This is a genomic window from Streptomyces yunnanensis, assembly GCF_029011865.1.
GTDB lineage: Bacteria > Actinomycetota > Actinomycetes > Streptomycetales > Streptomycetaceae > Streptomyces > Streptomyces yunnanensis.
Genome location: NZ_CP095749.1, coordinates 9,286,708 through 9,305,067, shown reverse-complemented (window position 1 = coordinate 9,305,067; position 18,360 = coordinate 9,286,708). Strand labels below are relative to the sequence as shown.

The window sequence follows — 18,360 nt, the reverse complement described above, 5'->3', positions numbered from 1 at the left end:
GGCGTCGGGGCCCGACGCCGTGGCGGGCGGGGCGGGCGTTTCCCCAGTCCCGTGACGGAGGCACTGGATGAGAGGTGCCGTAGCCCCGTGGCGACGGGACTCGATGGGAGGGAACCCTGCCGGGCGGTCCTGAAGGTCTCCTGCGCAACGCCTCCCGCACCGGCCGAGCCCCATGGCATGTGCGGGAGGCGAGTCACCGTCGGGTCAGTTGGTGCAGGTGTCGAGCATCGAGGCCAGCGCCTTCTTCTCACCGTCGGTCGTGGTCAACTTCCAGACGGACTTGATGTGGGTGTAGTCCTTGGCGTACGTGCACCAGAAGGCGTGGTTGGTCGGCTTCCAGTCGGCCGGGCCGCTGTCGCTCTTGGAGCTGTTGGAGGACTCCGAGGCGATCAGCAGCTGAGGGTCCTTCAGATCGTTGCCGAACGCCTTGCGCTGGTCGGCGGTCCACGTGTCGGCGCCGGAGCGCCAGGCTTCGGCGAGGGGCACCATGTGGTCGATGGTGGCCTGCGCGACATCGGTGACGGTGGCGTCGTCATACGCGGAGTACCACGAACCGCTGGCCGGCTGACAGCTGCCCGGCTTGTCCTGGACGTCCTTGCCGTCGCGGGCGAGGACCTCCTGGCGGGTGGTGCAACCGTCGGGCTGCTTGGCCCATATGGAGAACTTGTCGCGGGCGTAGCCATCCATGGAGTGCGGGGTGGCGACGGTCAGGGCCGTCAGCTCGGCGCGGGCGGTCGATGTCGACGGCGGGGCCGGCGGTTCGGCGAGCGCCGGGGCGGCGGACAGGCCGACGACGATAACGGCGGCGGCCGACAGGCCGAGGGCAGCGCGAGGCATCAAGGTCTCCTGAGATGTGGGGGGTTGGAGAGACTCCTTTCGAGGAAACCGCACATGTCGGGGCCTGCGCTACGCGCGTTGAATGGACATGACAATTCTTTTCCCTTCCCATTACTTGCATTTGAAGGGGCGGCCTTGCCTGCGGTCGATGCCGCACGCATCAGGAATGGGCGGCCGGTGAGGTGGCGGGGTGCGCGCCGGCCATGCCCGACGTCACCTCACGCAAGCAGACAGGTCTCGATCAGGTCCCCCCACCAGGTCGGCAGCGCCGAGGGACACCGCACAGCACCCGCACACAAGGCGCGAAGGGACCAACCAGACGTCACGGAACGCCCCGTTTACCGGGTCCGCAACCAGGCATCCGCGAACTGCTGCTCAGGCGGTGGTGGCCCGTCGTGCGTACACCTCGATCTCGATCTTCATACGGGGATCGGCGAGCCCGCACACCATCATCGTGGCGGCCGGCCGGACCTCCCCGAAGCAACGGCGGAGGACCGGCCAGCAGGGCTCGAAGTCCGCGCGGTCGGGCAGCAGATAGCGCACCCGGACCACGTCGGCGAAGGTGCACTTCGCCTCGGCCAGCGCGGCCTCGATGTTCCGCAGGCACTGCTCGGCCTGCGCCACCACGTCGTCCGAGATCGTCATGGTGGAGTAGTCGAACCCGGTCGTCCCGGACACGTGCACCCAGTCACCGTCGATCACGGCACGGGCGTAGCCGATCTGCTCCTCGAAGGTCGAGCCACTGAGGATCGCACGTCGCTCTGTCATGCGCCGAACGCTAAGAGGTCCTAACAAAGGCGTTGGACGTGTCTGTAGGTGATGAGACATGTAGCGAGTCCGAGGAAGGCTTCATGGATGTCGTCCCGTCGCTCCCATCGGATGCGCAGGCGTCGGAAGCCGTGCAGCCAGGCGATGGTTCGTTCGACGACATATCGGAAGATGCCCAGGCCGGAGCCGTGTGGCTCGCCTCGCCGCGCGATCACGGGACGGATGCCGCGCTGCCACAGCAGACGCCGGTACTTGTCGTGGTCGTAGCCGCGGTCGGCGAGCAGTGCGTCGGGTCGGTGCCGGGGTCGGCCGACAACCCCGGCGACAGGGGGGATCTTGTCGAGCAGGGGCAGGAGTTGGGTGACGTCGTTGCGGTTGCCGCCGGTCAGCGACACCGCGAGCGGGATGCCTTGGGCGTCGGTGACGACGTGGTGCTTGCTGCCCGGCCGTGCGCGATCGACCGGACTGGGACCGCTTTTGGGCCCCTACGGGCCGCCCGCACATGGGAAGAGTCGATCACCGCCCGGGACCAGTCCAGCTTCTTCGCCGACCGCAGCTTCTTCAACAGCAGCACATGCAGCTGGTCCCACACCCCGGCGGCATTCCAGGCGGCCAGCCGCCGCCAGCAGGTCATACCCGAACCAAAGCCCAGCTCCTGCGGCAGGTACTCCCACTGGATGCCGGTGTGCAGCACGAACAGGATCCCGCACAACGCCTGCCGGTCCGGCACCCTCGGCCGCCCCTCAACCAGCTTCGGCCCCGGCTTGGGCAGCAACGGCTCGACCAACGCCCACAGTTCATCCGACACGATCCACGGCCGCGACTGACGTTTCCCCACGACCAGACCAACGAGCAAATAGGCCAGCAGTCACATGATCAACCACTTCTGTTAGGACCTCTAAGTGGTCCGGGCCGCTACGTCCATTGCCGGTGTCCGGGAGGGCGGGCGACCGATCAGCCCGGTTGGACGGGGACGACGGCCAGTTCGGCGACGTTGACGTGTGCGGGGGCGGAGACGGCGAAGGCGATGGTGTCGGCGATGTCCTCTGCGGTGAGCGGGCGGAGGTCGGTCCGCGTGCGGGCCAGGGCGGTCTGCAGGGTGATGTCCCGCATGTCGTGGCCCAGTTCCGTGATGGTGACGCCGGGTTCGATGTTCTTCACGCGGACGCCGCGGGCGCCCAGTTCGGCACGCGGGTTGCCGGTCGGGTGGGCCACGGCGGACTTGGTGGCGCAGTAGACCGACCAACCGGGGTGGAGACTGTGGCCGGCCACGGAGCCGACGTGCACCAGATCGGCGGGGCGGCCGTGGGCCGCGGCGCAGTCATCTGCTGGCGACGCCTGAACGCGTCGCAGGAGGGGTTCTCACAGTTCGGCGTCGCCCCACTCATGGACGACCACCTCATCGCCAACGGACAGCTTCCCCGGCCGCACCACGGAGAATTTCGCGCCGAACACCACGCCTCCGCTCGCCGCTCGCCGGTAGCTTGCGAGCGTACGCAGCGGTTCCCGCTTCTGCCGCACCCCGGCCGCCTGATCGACCAGGGTGACCGCGCAGCGCACCGCGAGCTTGGCATAGCCCAGTTCGGCACCGCCGATGCTGATGCGGCGTGCGCGGTCCTCGGTGTGCGGTACGGCCGCCCAGTCTCCGCTGTCACTGCCGTGGCCACGGCCTTGGCCGGAGCCGCTGTCGACGACGATGTTCGGTCGGAAGCGATTCATGGGCAGGGGCGGGGTGCCTTGCTCGACCATCCGCCGGTTGAGGAGGGTGAGGGACGAGCGGGACAGCAGGTGTACGGCGCTGCTGTCGGCATAGCCGGAGGGGCCGGGGGTCAAGCCGTCAGCGATCCTGTCGTGCTCCGGCGGCACGCGGACCAGGCGGCTGGGGGTGCCGAGGAACTCCGAGAGCCAGGCGGCGACTTCGTCACCCTGGTCGATTCCCTGGAAGGTGGCGCCGAACAGGTCGACGTCGCGTCGTGGCGCGGATGTGGTGACGTCGAGGCGCACCTTGCCGTGACCGCTCGTTGTGTCGGTCGAGTCGAGCGTGAGCCGGCTGCCGTCGGCGCTGACCGTGGGCCGGACCAGGGCGAGGCGGGGGTGGCGGCGCTGGGTGCGGTAGACCCCGTCCTCGCTGATGACCATGAAGCTGCGGTCGTGCTGGAGGCCCGCCGGCGTGAGAAGCGCATCACCCACGGACGTGCCCGCACACCCCTTGATGGGGTAGCAGATCAGGTCTACGACGTCGGCCACCTACCGCCCCCTTCAGCCGACGAACAGAATAGAACATCGGTCGTGGTGGGGTGATGGCATCGCCCTCGAAGCCACCCGACTACCTTCACCTTGAAGACCATTTCGTGAGGACGCGCCTCCGGCTTCTTGGGTCAGGCGGTGTTGACGAACGGTCAGGTGTTGGCCAGCAGGAAGTCCTCTCCGCTCGACGGGCGGAGGCCGTCGGTGCGAGCGGCGAAGTAGCGCTCGGCGAGCGAACCTCCCGACACGTGGCGGGCCTCACCGAAGCCGGCTCCACCGGCCAGTGCCAGCATCTCGGGCGGGGTGTAGAAGCTGATGAACGGGGTGCCGGATGCCTGTGCGCCTTCCTTGCTCGTCCGGAGGCCGCGGCGGTCCGCGTCGTCGATGAGTTCGGGCGGCAGCAGGAAGGTCATGGCGAGCGTCGAGCCGGGTGCCAGCCCGGCGACCTGGCGGAGAGTGGCCGCGGTGGCGTCCTTGGTGAGGTACATGGTGACGCCGGTGGAGACGATGACCGCCGGTCGGCTGGGATCGAAGCCGGCAACGGTCAGCTGTTCCAGCCAGTCTTCGCTCGCCTCGAAGTCGACCGGCACCAGATGCAGCCAGTCGGGGATGTCGTAGCCGAGTTCGGCCAGGCGGCGACGTTTCCATGCCTGGGTGGCGGGCTGGTCGACCTCGAAGACCCGTAGGCGGGAGGCGACCTCCGGCCGGCGCTGGGCAAAGGTGTCCAGGCCGGCTCCCAGGATGACGTACTGGGTGACGTCGTGGTCGACCTGCTCGGCGACCAGGTCCTCGATGAAGCGAGCGCGGGCCACGATGGCCGCTCGGAATCCCCTGGTGGCGTCCGGGTCCATGTCGGGGCGGCTGCGCCAGTCGTCGTCGGGGGCCGCCAGTTGGAGGCCGATCTCGTCGTCGAGCACATGGGGTGGTGGGTCGACCTGGACGTGCAGGGCTCGCCAGAGGGCGGTCCGCAGCGCGGTGTTGTCCGGTGTCCCGGTCGGCTCGCCTGTCATGGTGTTCCCTTCCGTTGCGGTTGTGGTCAGTTCTGGGCGGGTGCCTGGAGGCTCCACAGTCGCCCGTCGGGGTCGCGAACGGTCATCTCCTTGGTTCCGTAGTGGGTGTCCTCGAACGGTGTGACCACCTCGACGGCCGGATCGGGGCGGAACGCGTCCGCGTCCGCCACCTTCAGCACGATCTGCGTCTGGGGCTCTTGGTCTTCGGGGACCTCGGCGATAAAGACGTACGGCCCGTCGCCGTTGCGGAGCTGACCGGAGTTGTGGTCGGTCGAGAACTCCAACTCGTAGCCCAGCGACTGGAAGAACTTCGCCGCCCTGCCCCAGTTGTGGGTCGTCAAATGCACGGCCTCGATTCCTTCGGTCGCCATATCAGCTCTCCTTCTCCGTCGCTCGCTCGTTGTCTGTGCCCTCGACGTCGGCGAGGTAGGCGCGCAGCGCTTCGGCAGCCAGCGCCGACAGCGACATCCCCGACTCGATGGCGTGGTACTTGACCTGCTTGATCAGTCCGATCGGCAGGTACACGTTGAACTGCTTGACTTCCTCATCACCCACAAGCGCGATGCTAGCATCCTAGCAAGCTAGCCGGGCGGTGCACATCGCGGTGATCGGCGTCGCGTGCGCAGCACTGCGCCCCGCCGATCAGGCGATCGACGGGGCGCAGTTGAAGGGTCGATGACGAGTCAACCGGAAGTGCGGGGGATCCGATGTACCGTCATCGACCTGGCCATGAGGGCAAGTTGGTCCCGCGGTGGGATCAGGGGCGGGAGAACTTCACATAACCGCCGTTGTTCGGGCGGTCGTACCAACCCCGGAACGCCCAGTTGATGTAACCCCCGTCACCGAGGTTCGTGAACTCGCCGTCCTCGAAGACCCAGATGCCGTAGACCACACCGTCGTAAGTGGCGGAACCGTATGCCTTCACGCCGTTGAGGTGGTCCTCGTAGCCCTGGCTGAGGTTCATCACCATGACGTTGTACTGGCCTCCGGCCGCGTAGAACGCCGATTCCCGCAGGTTCTTGACGAAGCCTTCGCGGTTCTGGGCGGTCTTGATCGACGCCTCGATCTTGTTCGCGATGCCGAGCACGTCGATGTTGAAATTCACGTTGGCGCTGCCGCTGACCGGCGAATCGCCTGCGGCCGCCGCGGCGGCGACCGGGGCGGCCGTGGCGGTTGCCGGGAAGGCGGCGCCCGCCACGGTGAGCGCGGCGCCCAAGGCCATCGCTGCCACGCTCTTCTTCAGGACACCCGGAGTGGACATCGTTCTCCTCGTTCTTTTCGTACTTCTCGTTCTTTTCGCACTTCTCGGTCAATGGCGTGTTGACCTTCTCCGCTGGAGCGGAGGGCAGGACCGGTCGACGGAAGGAGCCGAGGCCCGGCACGAACACCAGGGTCGACGGCGCCGCTCACGAACGGCTCATAGCGCGCTCACGCGGCCCGCCTTCAGCCACCGGACCGCCACGGCACCCGTTCCGGCCGGTCCCGGGCGCACCGAAGACGTCCAAGAGTGGGAGCACAGCGGAGGCTGTCACCCCGCCATCATTTGCGTGGTCTTTAATTGCCCCGGGGCGTGCAGGGGGAGCCCCGTTCCGCGCTATGCATCAGAGGGCAAGATGGTTGAGTTGCGACTCCTAGGACCGGTGGAGATCCAGACGGACCGGGGCCTGTCACTGGCCCTGGGAACGGGGCGCATCCGTACCGTGATCGCGGCGCTGGTCAGCGAGGTCAATCAGGTGGTCCCGGTGAGCCGGCTGATCGACCTGGCATGGGACGGGGATCCGCCGGCCCGGGCGCGAGGCGTGGTCCACAACCATGTGCACCGGCTGCGGCGCCTGTTGGCGGGCCATGCCGAAATCGCCACTCAGGGGCCGGGTTACGTCTTGCTCGCCGATCCAGACTCGGTGGACGCACACCGCTTCCGGTGCCTGGTCGCCGACGCCCGGTCAGCCGAACCCTGGGCCGCCGTCGCGCTGCTGCGCCAGGCCCTGGGCCTGTGGCGGGGCGAGGCGCTGGCGGACGTGCCCAGCGAGCGGGTGCGGCAGACACTGGGCGTCGGCCTGTCGCAGGCACGGCTGGCCGCGCTGCAGGAACTGGGCGGACGGCTGCTGTTGCTCGGCCGACACCGGGAACTGGTCACGGAGTTCACCGGATGGATCGCGGAGCATCCGCTGCACGAGGAGCTGACCGCGTTGCTGATGCGGGCCCTGCAGGCAACCGGTCGGCAGGCCGAGGCCCTCGACCACTACCACCGGGCCCGCCGCCATCTGAAGGAGCAGTTGGGCATCGATCCCGGCCCAGCGCTCAGCGAGGCGTACCTGGCGGTCCTCGGGGGCGGTCACAACCGCGTGCCGAGCGACGCTCGGCGTTCGAAGTCCGCGGGACCGCCCCCGGCGCCTGCCGTGACAGCGTGCCCGGGCCCGGGCAGGGCGGCGCCCTACGTCGCCCCGTATGTCTGCGACCACCTGCGGGGCCCACGCCACCCGCGCATCGCCCAACTGCCGCCCGTCGTACCGGACTTCTGCGGTCGTGAACGGGAGATCGCGATGCTCGACCAGCATCTGGACCGGGTTCCTCGGCCGGAGTGCGTGGTGCTCGCCGGCGCGGGCGGGGCCGGCAAGACGTCCCTCGCGGTGCAGTGGGCACGCCACCACAAGGAGAGGTTCCCCGACGGGCAGTTCTTCGCGGACCTGCGGGGCTTCGAGCGGCCCCCGATGCGGCCAGGCACCGTGCTCACCGCGTTCCTGCAGTCCCTGGGCGTCCCGGATGCGGACATCCCCGAGTCCGTGACGGAGGCGTCGGCGCTCTACCGTTCGCTGCTCGCCGGCCGCCGGATGCTCGTTGTGCTGGACAACGCCGGCACCGCCGAACAGGCACGCCCCCTGCTGCCCGCGACGCCGGGCTGTCTGGCGATTGTGACCAGCCGACGGCGGCTGAACGGACTGGTGGTGCGCGACGGCGCCACGCTGGTCACAGTGGGTCCGCTCACCTCCGCGGAGGGGCTGCAACTGCTGCACAACACGCTGGGGCGGCAGCGTGTCGAGGCAGACACGGCGGCCGCCGGGGCACTCGTCGAGTGGTGCGACCGGCTGCCGCTGGCGCTGCGCATCGCCGCCGCCCGCCTGATGGCGCACCCCGAGTGGTCGTTGGCGTGCTGGACGCAGAAGCTGGCCGACGAGCGCCGCCGCCTGCAGGAACTGTCCACGCACGACGCCGATCTGGCCATGGAGGCATGTCTCTACCTGAGCTACCGCGCCCTGTCGAGCAACGCTGCCCGGCTCTTCCGCTTCCTGGGTCTGCACCCCGGCCCGTGCGTCGGCGACCACCACGCCAGCGTGCTGGTCGGCGGGGACGTCGAGGGCACCCGCCGCCATCTCAACGAACTGTGCGACGCCCACCTCCTTGAGGAACATGCGCATGGACACTATGTGCGGTCGGAAATGGTGCGCATCTACGCCGCGCAACGCGTCGCGGTGGAGGAGCCCCGTTGGGCTCAGGACCAGGCCGTACAGCGGCTGCTCGCCTTCATAGCCCAACGCCGAGTGGCCCCTCCGAGCTCTCGTTCGGATCTGGCGGGCTCGGATCTTGACGGCTCGCACACCCCTCGCTGATCCGGCCCGATCCGACGTGATGCCGCCTGATCCGGCCGGCCGCCGGGGGCCGGAGTCCGCCTGGAGTCGGACCAAGATGGCCCTGGAGGAGGATTCGTCGGCACTTGCTCGTACGAAATGGTCGTGCTTTCCGGCAAGTTGACGGGAAGGAAGGCATTTCGTGCGAATACGACGCTCAGCGGCCGTGCTGGCAGTGGGGGTCACGGCAACGCTGGTCCCCGCCCTGGCCCCGGCGCAGGCATCCGCCGCGGACCCGCTGCACGGGTTCCACAACCAGCGCCCCGCCTGGCACCGTTGCGACACCTCGACGCCCGCCGCGTACCAGTGCGCGACGATCGACGTGCCGCTCGACTACAGCCGGCCCACCGGCAGGACCATCAAGCTGGCCATCTCCCGGATGAAGGCCGACGGCTCGGCCGCGCGGCACGGCGCGATCCTGTTCAATCCCGGTGGGCCCGGCGCCAACGGCCTGGCCATGCCGGTCGCGATGAACGACACGATGCCCAAGGACGTCCGCGAGCGCTACGACCTGATCGGGTTCGACCCCCGCGGAGTGGGCCGGAGCACCCCCGTCACCTGCGGCCTGACGGCCGCGGAGCGAAAGGTCGAACACCCCTACCGGCCCGAGACGTTCAACCATGATGTGACGTGGGCACGGTCCGTCGCCGAGAAGTGCCGCACCGAGAACGGCGACATGCTCCGGCACATCACCACCCGCAACACCGCCCGTGACATGGACGTCATCCGCGCCGTACTGGGCGAGAAGAAGATCTCCTACCTGGGCTTCTCGTACGGCACCTACCTCGGCGCCGTCTACACGCAGATGTTCCCCCAGCGGACCGACCGCTTCGTACTCGACAGCGCGGTCGACCCCGCCCGGGTCTGGCGCGGCATGATCCAGGTGTGGGCGGAGGGCGCCGAGCCGGCGTTCACCCGATGGACGAAGTGGACCGCTCAGCGCGACCGGACCTATCACCTCGGGAGCACACCCACCGCGGTCAAGGCGTCGTTCTGGGACCTGGTCGCCCGAGCCGACCGCGACCCCATCCCGTATGAGAACCAGAAGCTCAGCGGGGACGACCTCCGTGCCGGTCTGCGTCCCCAGTTCTTCAGTCCGATCGAGGCCGCCGAGACCGTCGCCGCGCTCAAGGCTGCCGCCGAGGGGAAGCCCACCTCGCACCGCATCGTGGGGCTGGACGGCGCACCGGCCCCGCGGAGCCCCGGAGAAGCCGACCCGCAGCCACCGGTCGACAACGGCTCCGCGGTGTTCTGGTCCGTCGTCTGTGGCGACACCGCGGCCTGGCCGCGTCGCGTCGACCAGTACCGCCGTGATGCGATCCAGGACAAGGCCAGGCACCCGCTGTACGGCGACTTCGGCTCCAACATCACGCCGTGCCCCTTCTGGACCGGGCCGGCCGAGCCCGTCACGACCGTGCACAACGATGTCCGTCTCCTCACCGTCCAGAACCAGTGGGATCCCCAGACACCTCTGGTCAGCGGTCTGGGCATGCACCGCGCTCTGACGGCTTCGCGCATGGTGTACGTCGAGGGCGGCGAGGGCCACGGCGTCTATTCCGGGGACCCGCGCGCCTGCGCCAACCGCGCCGTCAACGCCTATCTGAGCACCGGAAAGCTGCCGACACGGGACCTCACCTGCGAGGCGTCCGCCAGCCAGAACGCCGGCCTGGGGAAGAGTACGGTCCCGATTCCGCACCGCGTACCGGGAGCGCCCGGCTTCTGACCACCTCGGGCACCGGACAGCGCATGCGTGGGGTCCTGGCCGTGACGATGGCCGGGGCCTCGTGCTCGGGGCGCCCGTGGGTTCGGACACCCCGACAGGGGCCGCGGCCGGGGGCCTGCTCCCGGCGGAGTCATCGGCCGGCCAGCAGTGCCTCCAGTGCGATGGCCGTGTCCGGGTGGGCCCTGGTCAGTGCCGCGCCGTGCGGGGCGGGTGGCGCGGTCTGCCCGGTGCCGTCGCAGCCGAGCAGGCCCGCCAGGGCGTCGCACGTCGCTGGGTGGGCGGCGAGGAGGGTGACGCCGCGGCCGGTGTCCGCGCCCGGTGTCGGTTGGGCGGTGTGCTCCTCCGGTTGGCTTCGCCACGGTGGTGTCCAGGTGTCGAGCGCCGCGAGTCGGCCGGGGAAGATCCGTCCGGCCTCGCGGATCAGCAACGGGGCCAGCTCGGCGCCGTCCGAGCGCAGGGTGCCGATCAGGGTCGGCAGCCACGGCAGGAGCACCGGGTCGGGCAGTCGCCCGAAGGCGTTCGACACCGCTTCCACGACGAAGTCGGTGAGGCCGGGGACGGGCTCCAGGGCGTGCAGGAGGCCGCTGAGGTAGCGCGGGTAGGCGGGCACCACCAGGGGGTTGCCGAGCAGTGCGTCGCACTTGGCCCGCAGGTCGGCGCGGGAGAGGTGGCCGAGCTGGGTCCGGGCCGCCCACAGCAGTGCCGTCTTGGACGGGTCCTCGGGGTGTGACTGGCTGACCGCCAGCTCCAGTTGGGTCCGGTCGCAGCCGAGCGACAGCGCCAGGCCCTCCATGCTGAACAGGAAGCCCAGCATGGCCGCCACCTGGCGGACCGTGGCGTCGTCGTCGGTGCAGGCCGTCGGCAACAGCGTGCAGTAGTGCGCGTACCCGGTCTTGACGAAGGACTCGATCCACTGCGGCAGCACCGGTTCGCTGGTGCGGTAGTGCGACAGCAGCCGGCGTACCCGGCGGAGAACCTCGGGTGCGCCGTCGACGTTGCGTTCGGCGGCCAGCACCTCCAGGGCGCGGGTGCCCAGTTCGTCGGCGAGCCGGCGGCTGCGCAAGTACCGTGCCGCGTCCTCGACGGTTTCCAGGACCGTCGCCGTGGTGGCCTGTGGGCCGTAGGCCGTGCGCCGCAGGCGTTGTTCGAGGACCTGCTCGATGCTGACGCCCTCGTAGCCCAGCTCGATGAGCGCGCGCTGGTGGGTGCCCAGTGCCAGGTCCCAGGATTCCTGGATGGGGCGTTCGCCGAGCTTCCGCTCTCCCATGATCGGGCGGGCGGCGCCGTGCGGCATGAGGTAGCGCAGCATCCACAACACGTCAGAGCAGCGCTCCAGTTCCGGCTGGGCGGCGATGTCCAGCAGCGCCCGCTGGACGCCGCGCTGCTGGAGCTTGAGTTCGAGCGGTGCCAGGCGGTCGTGGACGTCGCGCGCCAGGGGTGGCAGGGCGAGGAGGACTTCCCCGGCCGCGCCCGGAAACTGGGCGAACTGCTGTCGGCGGGCCTGGCCGCCCTCCCCGCGCGCCACTCCGTTCTGGTGGCCTCGGTGGCCGGCCGGGGCGCCCTGCACGGCGTGTACCTGCGGCAGGGGCCGACGCTGCCCAAGGCGGTGCGGGACCTGATCCCGCTCTCGTTGGCCAAGGACCCGCAGGTCACAGCCAAGTTGCTGACCGGGGCGGTGATCGCCGCCCTCTACCGGGACCACAACATCCTGACGTTCTTCGGCTCCAACCAGCGCATCGCGCTGATCGTCTCGCCACCGCTGGTGGCGGGCGAGGAGGAGGTCCAGATCTTCCTGCGCGCCCTGGGCGACGTGCTGAGCCGTGGGGTGCGCCGGCTGCTGACCGACTTCGTGCGGGAGAAGGTCTCCGCGGCGAAGGCGGTGCGCTGATGCGGGCCGCTCTGCACGCCAGCGGCCTGCGGGCCTACTGGCAGCGCCAGTACCCCTGGTTGCGCGAGCCGGGCGCCCTGGCGGCGGCCGAGGCCCACGTCCTGGGCACGCTGGCGACCCTTCCGGCGCCCTACCGCGCCGGCTACGCGACCGCGCTGCGGCTGCTGCCGCTGGCCTTCCGGGTCGCCGCGCGACGCTCGCTGCGCGGCGCGTCGGCGGAGGAGGGCCGGCGGGGCATGCGGTCCGTGGCCGCCCTGCCCGGCTTCGCCGAGATCGTCCGGGCCAGCACCGCACTGGCCCTGTTGGGCGCGCTCGACGGCCGGGCGGACGAGGAGGAACGAGGTGGCGCCCGTGCGCACCATTAGGCGGGGACGGATCGTCGAGACGGACGTGGTGGTGGTCGGCTCGGGGGCCGGCGGCAGCGTCGCGGCGCGCGAACTGGCCGCCGCGGGGCGGCAGGTGACCGTTCTGGAGGAGGGCCCCCGGGTCGGCACGGCCGACCTCGCCGCGGCCAGCCAGGCCGGCAACATGCGCCGCCTCTACCGCAACGGGGGCCTGACCCCGATCTTCGGCACCCCCACCATCGCGTACGGCGAGGGCCGCTGCGTCGGCGGGACGACCCTGGTCAACGGCGGGCTGCTGTGGGAGCCGCCGCCCCACCTCCTGGCCCGCTGGGCGGCGCAGTCGGGCATCGACGGCTACCGGGCGCAGGACCTGGAGGTCCATCTCAAGACGGTGACCACCCGCCTGGGCGTCCTCACCCAGCCGCACGGTGCGGGCAACCGCGACTCGCAGCTCCTGGCGGCCGGCGCGGAACGGCTGTCGTGGGACTGGCAGCACGCCGACCGCGCGGTGCGCGACTGTCTGCACCGCAACCGCTGCACGACCGGCTGCACCAGCGGCGCCAAGCAGAGCATGACCGTCAGCTATCTGCCGCAGGCCGAGGCGTTGGGCGCGGAGATCCGCCCGGGCACCCGGGTGGTGCGCGTGCTGCACGACGGGCGCACCGCCCGCGGGGTGCTGGCCGTCGGCCCGGACGGCGCCCGGACCGTCTACCGGGCCCGTGCGGTGTTCCTGGCAGCCGGTCCGCTGGGCACCCCCGCGCTGCTCCAGCACAGCCGGATCCAGCACCGCGCCGCGGGCCGCCGGCTCTCCCTGCACGTCAACCTGCGGACCATCGCCCGCTTCCCGGAGCCGGTGCACGCCGACCGCGGCACCATCTTCACCGCGCAGCTGAAGGAGTTCGGCGACCAGGGCGTGCTGATCATGCCGGCCAATGTCTCCCGCGGCAGCCTGGCCGCGGCGCTCGCCGGCCGTCCGGCCCCGGACACCCGACGCCTTCTGGCCGACTTCGACCACCTGGGTGTCTTCACCACGCAGGTGCGGCTGCACGGGACCGCCGCGGTACGCGCCGTCCCCGGCGGTGGTCTGCTGCTGCGCCACGCGATGACCGCGGTGGACCACGGTGCGCTGTGCGACGCCTTCCGCAAGGGCGCCGCGTTGCTGTTCGCGGCGGGCGCGACCGAGCTGACGCCGCCGGTGGCCGCGGCCCCCGCGCTGCACTCGCCCGCCGACGCCGAGGAGTTCTGCCGCCGGGTGCGTCCGCGGGACTGGGAACTGGTCTCGGTGCACGGCATGGCCTCGGCCGCGATGGGGGCGGCCGACCGCGGTGGAGTGTGCGACGCCGACGGCCGCCCGCACGGTTTCCGGGGTCTGGGGGTGTGCGACGCCAGCGTGCTCCCCGGCGTGACGGGAATCAGTCCGCAGGGCACGATCATGGCGTTCGCCCATGAGATCGTGTCCCGGTTCAACAACCCTTGAGGAAAGGCCCGATGAGCGAGCTCCCGGCAACCGGAACCGCCGACAAGAGGAACCGCGACGGACGGCACACCGACACCGCCCCGCTGCCCCCGCACGCCCCCGAGTTCCGGATGTTCAGCACCGTGGCGCTGGTGGCGTCCTGTGCGGGCTTCGCGCTGATCGGTGCGCTGCAGTCCTTCTACGGGCCCGCCATCCCCGCGTTGCGCACCTCCTTCGGCCTCACCCCGGCGGCGGCCGGGCTCGGCCTGAGCGCCCACTTCATCGGCGGTGTGTGCGGGGTGCTCGCCTTCAACCGCGTGCACGGCAGAGTCGGCAACCGCGCCCTGTTGGGAGCCTCGTACCTGCTGATGGCGGTCGGTACCGCGGGCTTCGCGCTGGCCCCGTCCTGGCCGGTGGCGCTGGCCGCCGCGCTGGGCGCCGGACTCGGCTTCGGCGGCATCGACTACGGCCTCAACCAGCTCTTCGCGGTGGGATTCGGCCGGCGCAGCACGGCGATGCTCAACGTCCTCAATGCCTTCTTCGGCATCGGGGCGGTCGGCGGTCCGATCGTCATCGGCGCCGTCGGCCCGGATCGGTACCCGTTCGTCTTCGGCGCGTTCGGTGTGCTCTCGGCGCTGCTGCTGCTCTTCCTCAAGGGCGTCAGCAACACCGACCCGCCCCGGCCCGCCGTCTCCGCCGGCGACGGCGGGGCGGTGTCCGCTCCCCTGGGCCGTTCGCTGGCCTGGCTGATGGCGGCGTTCGTGACGCTCTACGTCCTGCACGTCGGCGTCGAGGCCGGGGTGGGCGGCTGGGAGCCGACCCACCTGGAGACGGTCGGCTTCGGCGCGGGCTTCGCCGCCTCCGCCACCTCGGTGTACTGGCTGATGATGACGGTGGGTCGGTTCCTGGTCGTCCCCCTCACGCTCCGCTACTCCGAGGCCGCGATCATCATGGCCAGCTGCGCCGGCATGGCGGTCTGCCTGGCCGCCGCCGCGCTGCCGGCACTGGCCCCTTATATGTACGCGGGCGTCGGCCTGTTCATCGCCCCGATCTTCCCCACCGGACTGCCCTGGTTGACCCGTACGGTGCCCACCGCGCGCCGCGCCGGGGCCTATGTCATCGCGGCGTCGATGGTCGGGGGCGTCGCGGCGGGGCCCGCGCTGGGCGGGGTGATCCAGGTGGCCGGCGTCCGGGCCGTCCCGCTGGTGCTCTGCGCGATCGCCGTGCTCTGCCTCGCCGCGGCGGTCGGCATCCACCGCAGGACCCGCCGCCCGGCGGAGCCCCGGGCGGCGGGCTGACGCACCGTCACTCACCGGCCGGGCCGGGGTGGTTCATCCCCCCGGCCCGGCCTCCTCATGTGGCCTGCCAGCCGGACCAGCGGGCCACCGCCACCGCCACCACGGGTCCGGCCGGCCGACGGCCGGCGTACTGCGCGCGGTACTTCTCCATCAGCAGCCGCACATACCCCGCGGACACCTCCGAGGCGTCGGCCGGCGGCAGCACGGTGGCCGTACCGTCCGCCCGTGCCCACCACAGGCGGTCCCAGTCCTCGTCGTAGGCGTCGGCGAGCAGGCAGACCCCGGGGCGGCGACGGATGTTGGCCAGCCGCTTGAGCTCGGTGGTCCGCTTGGGCTTGTGATCCACGGCGAAGGCGAGGGTGTCGCCGGTCACCGCGAACACCACCGGCACGAGATGGGGACGGCCCAGGTCGTCGACGGTGGCCAGACGGGCGACCCGGGCCGCCGCGAAGCGCTCCCGGGCCCGCCCGCCGGTCATCGCCGGCACCACTGCCCCGTCCGGCTCACCGGAAGCGCCCGGCGACCTCGGCGAACCGGTCGAGGTGCGCCAGCGTCTCGGCCTCCGGCACCGTCGGCAGGTAGAACAGGGCCCGTTCCACGCCCAGCGGTGCGTACCGCTCGACGACCTCCGGGTCCGGCGGCACCGCGTAGACGGTCACCGGCACGTCCCGGTCGGCGAGGCTCCGCAGCCGCTCGATCTGCGGCCCCAGTTCCGCGGGCGAGACACTGTTGGCCAACCAGGCGTCGCCGAGCGCGGCCACCCGGTGGAAGGCGCCCTCGCCACCGCCCACGTAGATCGGCGGGTGCGGTCGCCGGACCGGCTTGGGCCAGGAGTAGACGGGATCGAAGTCCACGAACTCCCCGTGGAACTCGGCCTTTTCCCGCGTCCACAGCTCCCGGATGGCCCGCAGCCGCTCGTCCACCAGACGGCCCCTGGTCCGCGGGTCCGTGCCGTGGTTGGCCATCTCCTCCTTGTTCCAGCCGACGCCGACGCCGAAGACCGCCCGCCCGCCGGAGACCAGGTCCAGCGACGCCACTTCCTTGGCCGTGACGAGCGGGTCCCGCTGGGCCACCAGCGCGATGCCGGTGCCCAGCAGGAGCCGCTCGGTGACCGAGGCGACCGAGGCGAGCGCGACGAACGGATCGAGGGTGCGGTAGTACATCTCGGGCAGTTCCCCGCCGCGCGGGTACGGCGTGCGGCGGTCCACCGGGATGTGGGTGTGCTCGGCGATGAACAGGGAGTCGAAGCCCCGCTCCTCCGCGGCACGCCCCAGTGCGGCCGGCGCGATGCCCTGGTCGGTGAGGAAGGTCGATACACCGAACTTCACAGCGGCTCCTTCGCTTCGGTGTCTCGGGTGCGCGGTCGGCAACCCCATGCGAGGTACCCCGGCCGACCGCGGCCCAACAATCCGTCCCGCCAACCGGGCGATCACCGCACGGGTCCCGCCGGGACGCCGACCGCTCCCCCGCCGGGCACCGGCGACGCGCTCCCCCCGGTCCGGTCCCTTACTGGTCGACCCGGACGACGATCTTGCCGACCTGGGTCCCCGCCTCCATGTAGCGGTGCGCCTCGACGATCTCGTCCAGGTCGAAGACCCGGTCCACGACGGGCCGGAACGCCCCCGAGCGCAGGCCGGAGGCGACGAACGCCTCGCCCCGGCGCAGCCGTTGCGGGTCGCCGGTGGTCTCGAAGAGGGTGTAGGTGCGCATGTTCAGCGCGGGCATCCCGAGGGCGAAGCCCGGGTAGGGGGTCGGCTCGCCGCTCAGCACGCCGTATTCCATCAGCGTGCCACCGGCTGCGACCGCCTTGGCCAGTTCCAGTACGCCGGGGCCGGCGATCGCGTCGAAGACGAGCTCGGCGCCCCGGCCGCCGGTCAGGTCGAGCACGCGCGCCACCACGTCCTCCTCCTCGGTGACGACCACGTGCGCCGCGCCCGCCGCGAGCAGGGCGTCCTTCTTGGCCGCGGCACGGGTGGTGGCGATCGGCACCGCCCCGACGCGCAGGGCGGTCTGGATCGCGGCCAGGCCCACGCTGCTGGAGGCCGCGGTGATCACGACCGTGTCCCCGGCGCGCAGCGCGCCGACCTCCACCAGGGCGCCGTACGACGTCAGGTAGGGCATCCACACCGCCGCGCCCGCGACGGCGTCGAGCCCCTCGGGGCGGTGCACCACCGCGGCGGCGGGGACGATCACACGCTCCCCGTAGACGCCGTAGTCGTTCATCGAGAACGCGGGCACCACGCTGACCGGCGCGCCGATCTCGAATCCGGTCACGTGCGCGCCGACGGCGTCGATCACCCCCGCGGCCTCCGAGCCGAGCCCGGTGGGGAACTGCTTGACGGGTTCGATGTACTGGCCACTGCGGAACATCACCTCGGCGCGGTTGAGGCCGATCGCCTCGACCCGGATGGCCACCTCGTCGGGGCCGGGTTCGCCGACCTCCACGTCCTCCAGCCGCAGCACCTCGGGCCCGCCGACTTCGTGGAACCGCACCGTTCTGGCCATGGCAGATCGTCCTTCCGCTCCGTGAGGGCGGCGCCTGGTTGCGCCGCCGAGCCCCACTCAAGCCCAAAGTACGATGCCTGTCAAACTTCGACGGTCATCAAACCTTGACGATGATCAAAGTTTGATCGATGTCGTACCATGTGCGCGGGAGGTCACCAGGCAATGACGGCAGCAGAGCGAGCCGGCAGGGATCGCACCCCGCCGCACCCGGACATCACCACCATCACCCTCCAGCAGGTACTGGAGGCGCTGGTCGATCCCGTACGCCGCAGCATCGTCCGCCAGCTCCACACCAACCACCGCGACTTCGCCTGCGGCTCCTTCGACCTCCCGGTCAGCAAGTCCACCGCCACCCACCACTTCCACGTGCTCCGCGAGGCCGGCCTCATCCGCCAGTACTACGCCGGCACCTCACGCATGAACACCTTGCGCCTGGAGGAATTCGACCGCGCCTTCCCCGGATTCCTCCCCGCCCTGCTGGCACAGCGCGACGGCGAGGACGACGGCGACGGCGACCGCGACGGCGGCTAGAGCCGGGCGGCAGCCACACCGACGCCCACACCCCCGGCCACGAGTGAAGCGCTCGACACGACGCCCCACACCCACATCCCCGCACCGGCCCCGAACCCCCTCCCGCATCAAGGGGGTTCGGGGCCGA

19 protein-coding genes and 1 pseudogene are annotated in these 18,360 nt (G+C 71.0%); 7 read left to right on the top strand and 13 right to left on the bottom strand.

Annotated elements, in window-relative coordinates:
* Nucleotides 1-204 precede the first annotated feature (204 nt).
* From MOV08_RS40960 to MOV08_RS40920, 9 genes are all read right to left on the bottom strand, one after another.
* Entirely contained in the window at nt 205-837 is a 633-nt protein-coding gene (locus MOV08_RS40960; protein ID WP_039639343.1) for a GmrSD restriction endonuclease domain-containing protein, read from the bottom strand.
* Nucleotides 838-1,212: 375 nt separating this feature from the next.
* Nucleotides 1,213-1,605 (bottom strand): RidA family protein, encoded by a 393-nt coding sequence (locus tag MOV08_RS40955; RefSeq protein ID WP_039639342.1) that lies wholly within the window; start codon nt 1,603-1,605, stop codon nt 1,213-1,215.
* A gap of 20 nt (nt 1,606-1,625) precedes the next feature.
* A protein-coding gene (locus MOV08_RS40950) for an IS5 family transposase (RefSeq protein WP_420834259.1) occupies nt 1,626-2,443 on the bottom strand; the annotation gives its coding sequence in 2 pieces (ribosomal slippage) (nt 1,626-2,092 and nt 2,092-2,443; 819 coding nt in all).
* A gap of 116 nt (nt 2,444-2,559) precedes the next feature.
* A complete protein-coding gene (locus MOV08_RS40945) occupies nt 2,560-2,958 on the bottom strand; it encodes an SDR family NAD(P)-dependent oxidoreductase (protein WP_476718411.1) in 399 nt (132 codons plus the stop codon).
* Between the two features lie 9 nt (nt 2,959-2,967).
* On the bottom strand, nt 2,968-3,852 hold the full coding sequence (locus MOV08_RS40940) for an MOSC domain-containing protein (protein WP_275311269.1): 885 nt from the start codon (nt 3,850-3,852) through the stop codon (nt 2,968-2,970).
* A 152-nt stretch (nt 3,853-4,004) separates the two neighbouring features.
* Nucleotides 4,005-4,862: a class I SAM-dependent methyltransferase gene (locus MOV08_RS40935; RefSeq protein WP_275311268.1), complete on the bottom strand. Its 858-nt coding sequence runs from the start codon at nt 4,860-4,862 to the stop codon at nt 4,005-4,007.
* A gap of 26 nt (nt 4,863-4,888) precedes the next feature.
* A complete protein-coding gene (locus MOV08_RS40930; RefSeq protein ID WP_039639337.1) occupies nt 4,889-5,233 on the bottom strand; it encodes a VOC family protein in 345 nt (114 codons plus the stop codon).
* A gap of 1 nt (nt 5,234) precedes the next feature.
* The gene (locus MOV08_RS40925; RefSeq protein WP_275311267.1) at nt 5,235-5,417 is read right to left on the bottom strand and encodes a CopG family transcriptional regulator; all 183 of its coding nucleotides are present in this window, start codon (nt 5,415-5,417) and stop codon (nt 5,235-5,237) included.
* 202 nt (nt 5,418-5,619) lie between these two features.
* Nucleotides 5,620-6,123, bottom strand: coding sequence for a stress protein (locus MOV08_RS40920; protein WP_275311266.1), 504 nt, complete (start codon nt 6,121-6,123; stop codon nt 5,620-5,622).
* A gap of 379 nt (nt 6,124-6,502) precedes the next feature.
* On the opposite strand from MOV08_RS40920, the gene MOV08_RS40915 reads away from it, so the two are divergent.
* The gene (locus MOV08_RS40915; RefSeq protein ID WP_275311264.1) at nt 6,503-8,470 is read left to right on the top strand and encodes an AfsR/SARP family transcriptional regulator; all 1,968 of its coding nucleotides are present in this window, start codon (nt 6,503-6,505) and stop codon (nt 8,468-8,470) included.
* 160 nt (nt 8,471-8,630) lie between these two features.
* A complete protein-coding gene (locus MOV08_RS40910) occupies nt 8,631-10,211 on the top strand; it encodes an alpha/beta hydrolase (RefSeq protein ID WP_275311263.1) in 1,581 nt (526 codons plus the stop codon).
* A gap of 130 nt (nt 10,212-10,341) precedes the next feature.
* Here MOV08_RS40910 and MOV08_RS40905 read toward each other — a convergent pair.
* Nucleotides 10,342-11,658 (bottom strand): annotated as a pseudogene (locus MOV08_RS40905) (DUF5682 family protein); the annotation flags it as partial.
* 87 nt (nt 11,659-11,745) lie between these two features.
* On the opposite strand from MOV08_RS40905, the gene MOV08_RS40900 reads away from it, so the two are divergent.
* The 4 genes from MOV08_RS40900 to MOV08_RS40885 all read left to right on the top strand — a co-directional run bounded on the left by MOV08_RS40900 (nt 11,746) and on the right by MOV08_RS40885 (nt 15,197).
* Nucleotides 11,746-12,099, top strand: coding sequence for a hypothetical protein (locus MOV08_RS40900; RefSeq protein WP_275311262.1), 354 nt, complete (start codon nt 11,746-11,748; stop codon nt 12,097-12,099).
* Nucleotides 12,099-12,464: a hypothetical protein gene (locus tag MOV08_RS40895; protein ID WP_275311260.1), complete on the top strand. Its 366-nt coding sequence runs from the start codon at nt 12,099-12,101 to the stop codon at nt 12,462-12,464. Before MOV08_RS40900 ends, MOV08_RS40895 begins: the two co-directional genes overlap by 1 nt.
* A complete protein-coding gene (locus tag MOV08_RS40890; protein WP_275311259.1) occupies nt 12,451-13,920 on the top strand; it encodes an FAD-dependent oxidoreductase in 1,470 nt (489 codons plus the stop codon). Before MOV08_RS40895 ends, MOV08_RS40890 begins: the two co-directional genes overlap by 14 nt.
* Before the next feature lie 110 nt (nt 13,921-14,030).
* Nucleotides 14,031-15,197, top strand: coding sequence for an MFS transporter (locus tag MOV08_RS40885; RefSeq protein ID WP_275312031.1), 1,167 nt, complete (start codon nt 14,031-14,033; stop codon nt 15,195-15,197).
* A 55-nt stretch (nt 15,198-15,252) separates the two neighbouring features.
* On the opposite strand, the gene MOV08_RS40880 is transcribed toward MOV08_RS40885, so the two are convergent.
* The 3 genes from MOV08_RS40880 to MOV08_RS40870 all read right to left on the bottom strand — a co-directional run bounded on the left by MOV08_RS40880 (nt 15,253) and on the right by MOV08_RS40870 (nt 17,702).
* Nucleotides 15,253-15,684 (bottom strand): TIGR03668 family PPOX class F420-dependent oxidoreductase, encoded by a 432-nt coding sequence (locus MOV08_RS40880; RefSeq protein ID WP_420834258.1) that lies wholly within the window; start codon nt 15,682-15,684, stop codon nt 15,253-15,255.
* Between the two features lie 16 nt (nt 15,685-15,700).
* Complete coding sequence (locus MOV08_RS40875; RefSeq protein ID WP_275311255.1) at nt 15,701-16,525, bottom strand: LLM class F420-dependent oxidoreductase; 825 nt, start codon at nt 16,523-16,525, stop codon at nt 15,701-15,703.
* 178 nt (nt 16,526-16,703) lie between these two features.
* A complete protein-coding gene (locus MOV08_RS40870) occupies nt 16,704-17,702 on the bottom strand; it encodes a zinc-dependent alcohol dehydrogenase family protein (protein ID WP_275311253.1) in 999 nt (332 codons plus the stop codon).
* Between the two features lie 162 nt (nt 17,703-17,864).
* Here MOV08_RS40870 and MOV08_RS40865 point away from each other — a divergent pair, with 162 nt between their 5' ends.
* Nucleotides 17,865-18,233, top strand: coding sequence for an ArsR/SmtB family transcription factor (locus MOV08_RS40865; protein WP_039639324.1), 369 nt, complete (start codon nt 17,865-17,867; stop codon nt 18,231-18,233).
* Nucleotides 18,234-18,360: the final 127 nt, after the last annotated feature.

Bases quoted from the DNA above. Each gene is read 5' to 3' on its own strand.
- MOV08_RS40960 (WP_039639343.1), bottom strand. From the start codon at position 837: ATGCCTCGCGCTGCCCTCGGCCTGTCGGCCGCCGCCGTTATCGTCGTC.
- MOV08_RS40955 (WP_039639342.1), bottom strand. From the start codon at position 1,605: ATGACAGAGCGACGTGCGATCCTCAGTGGCTCGACCTTCGAGGAGCAG.
- MOV08_RS40935 (WP_275311268.1), bottom strand. From the start codon at position 4,862: ATGACAGGCGAGCCGACCGGGACACCGGACAACACCGCGCTGCGGACC.
- MOV08_RS40930 (WP_039639337.1), bottom strand. From the start codon at position 5,233: ATGGCGACCGAAGGAATCGAGGCCGTGCATTTGACGACCCACAACTGG.
- MOV08_RS40920 (WP_275311266.1), bottom strand. From the start codon at position 6,123: ATGTCCACTCCGGGTGTCCTGAAGAAGAGCGTGGCAGCGATGGCCTTG.
- MOV08_RS40895 (WP_275311260.1), top strand. From the start codon at position 12,099: ATGCGGGCCGCTCTGCACGCCAGCGGCCTGCGGGCCTACTGGCAGCGC.
- MOV08_RS40885 (WP_275312031.1), top strand. From the start codon at position 14,031: ATGTTCAGCACCGTGGCGCTGGTGGCGTCCTGTGCGGGCTTCGCGCTG.
- MOV08_RS40870 (WP_275311253.1), bottom strand. From the start codon at position 17,702: ATGGCCAGAACGGTGCGGTTCCACGAAGTCGGCGGGCCCGAGGTGCTG.
- MOV08_RS40865 (WP_039639324.1), top strand. From the start codon at position 17,865: ATGACGGCAGCAGAGCGAGCCGGCAGGGATCGCACCCCGCCGCACCCG.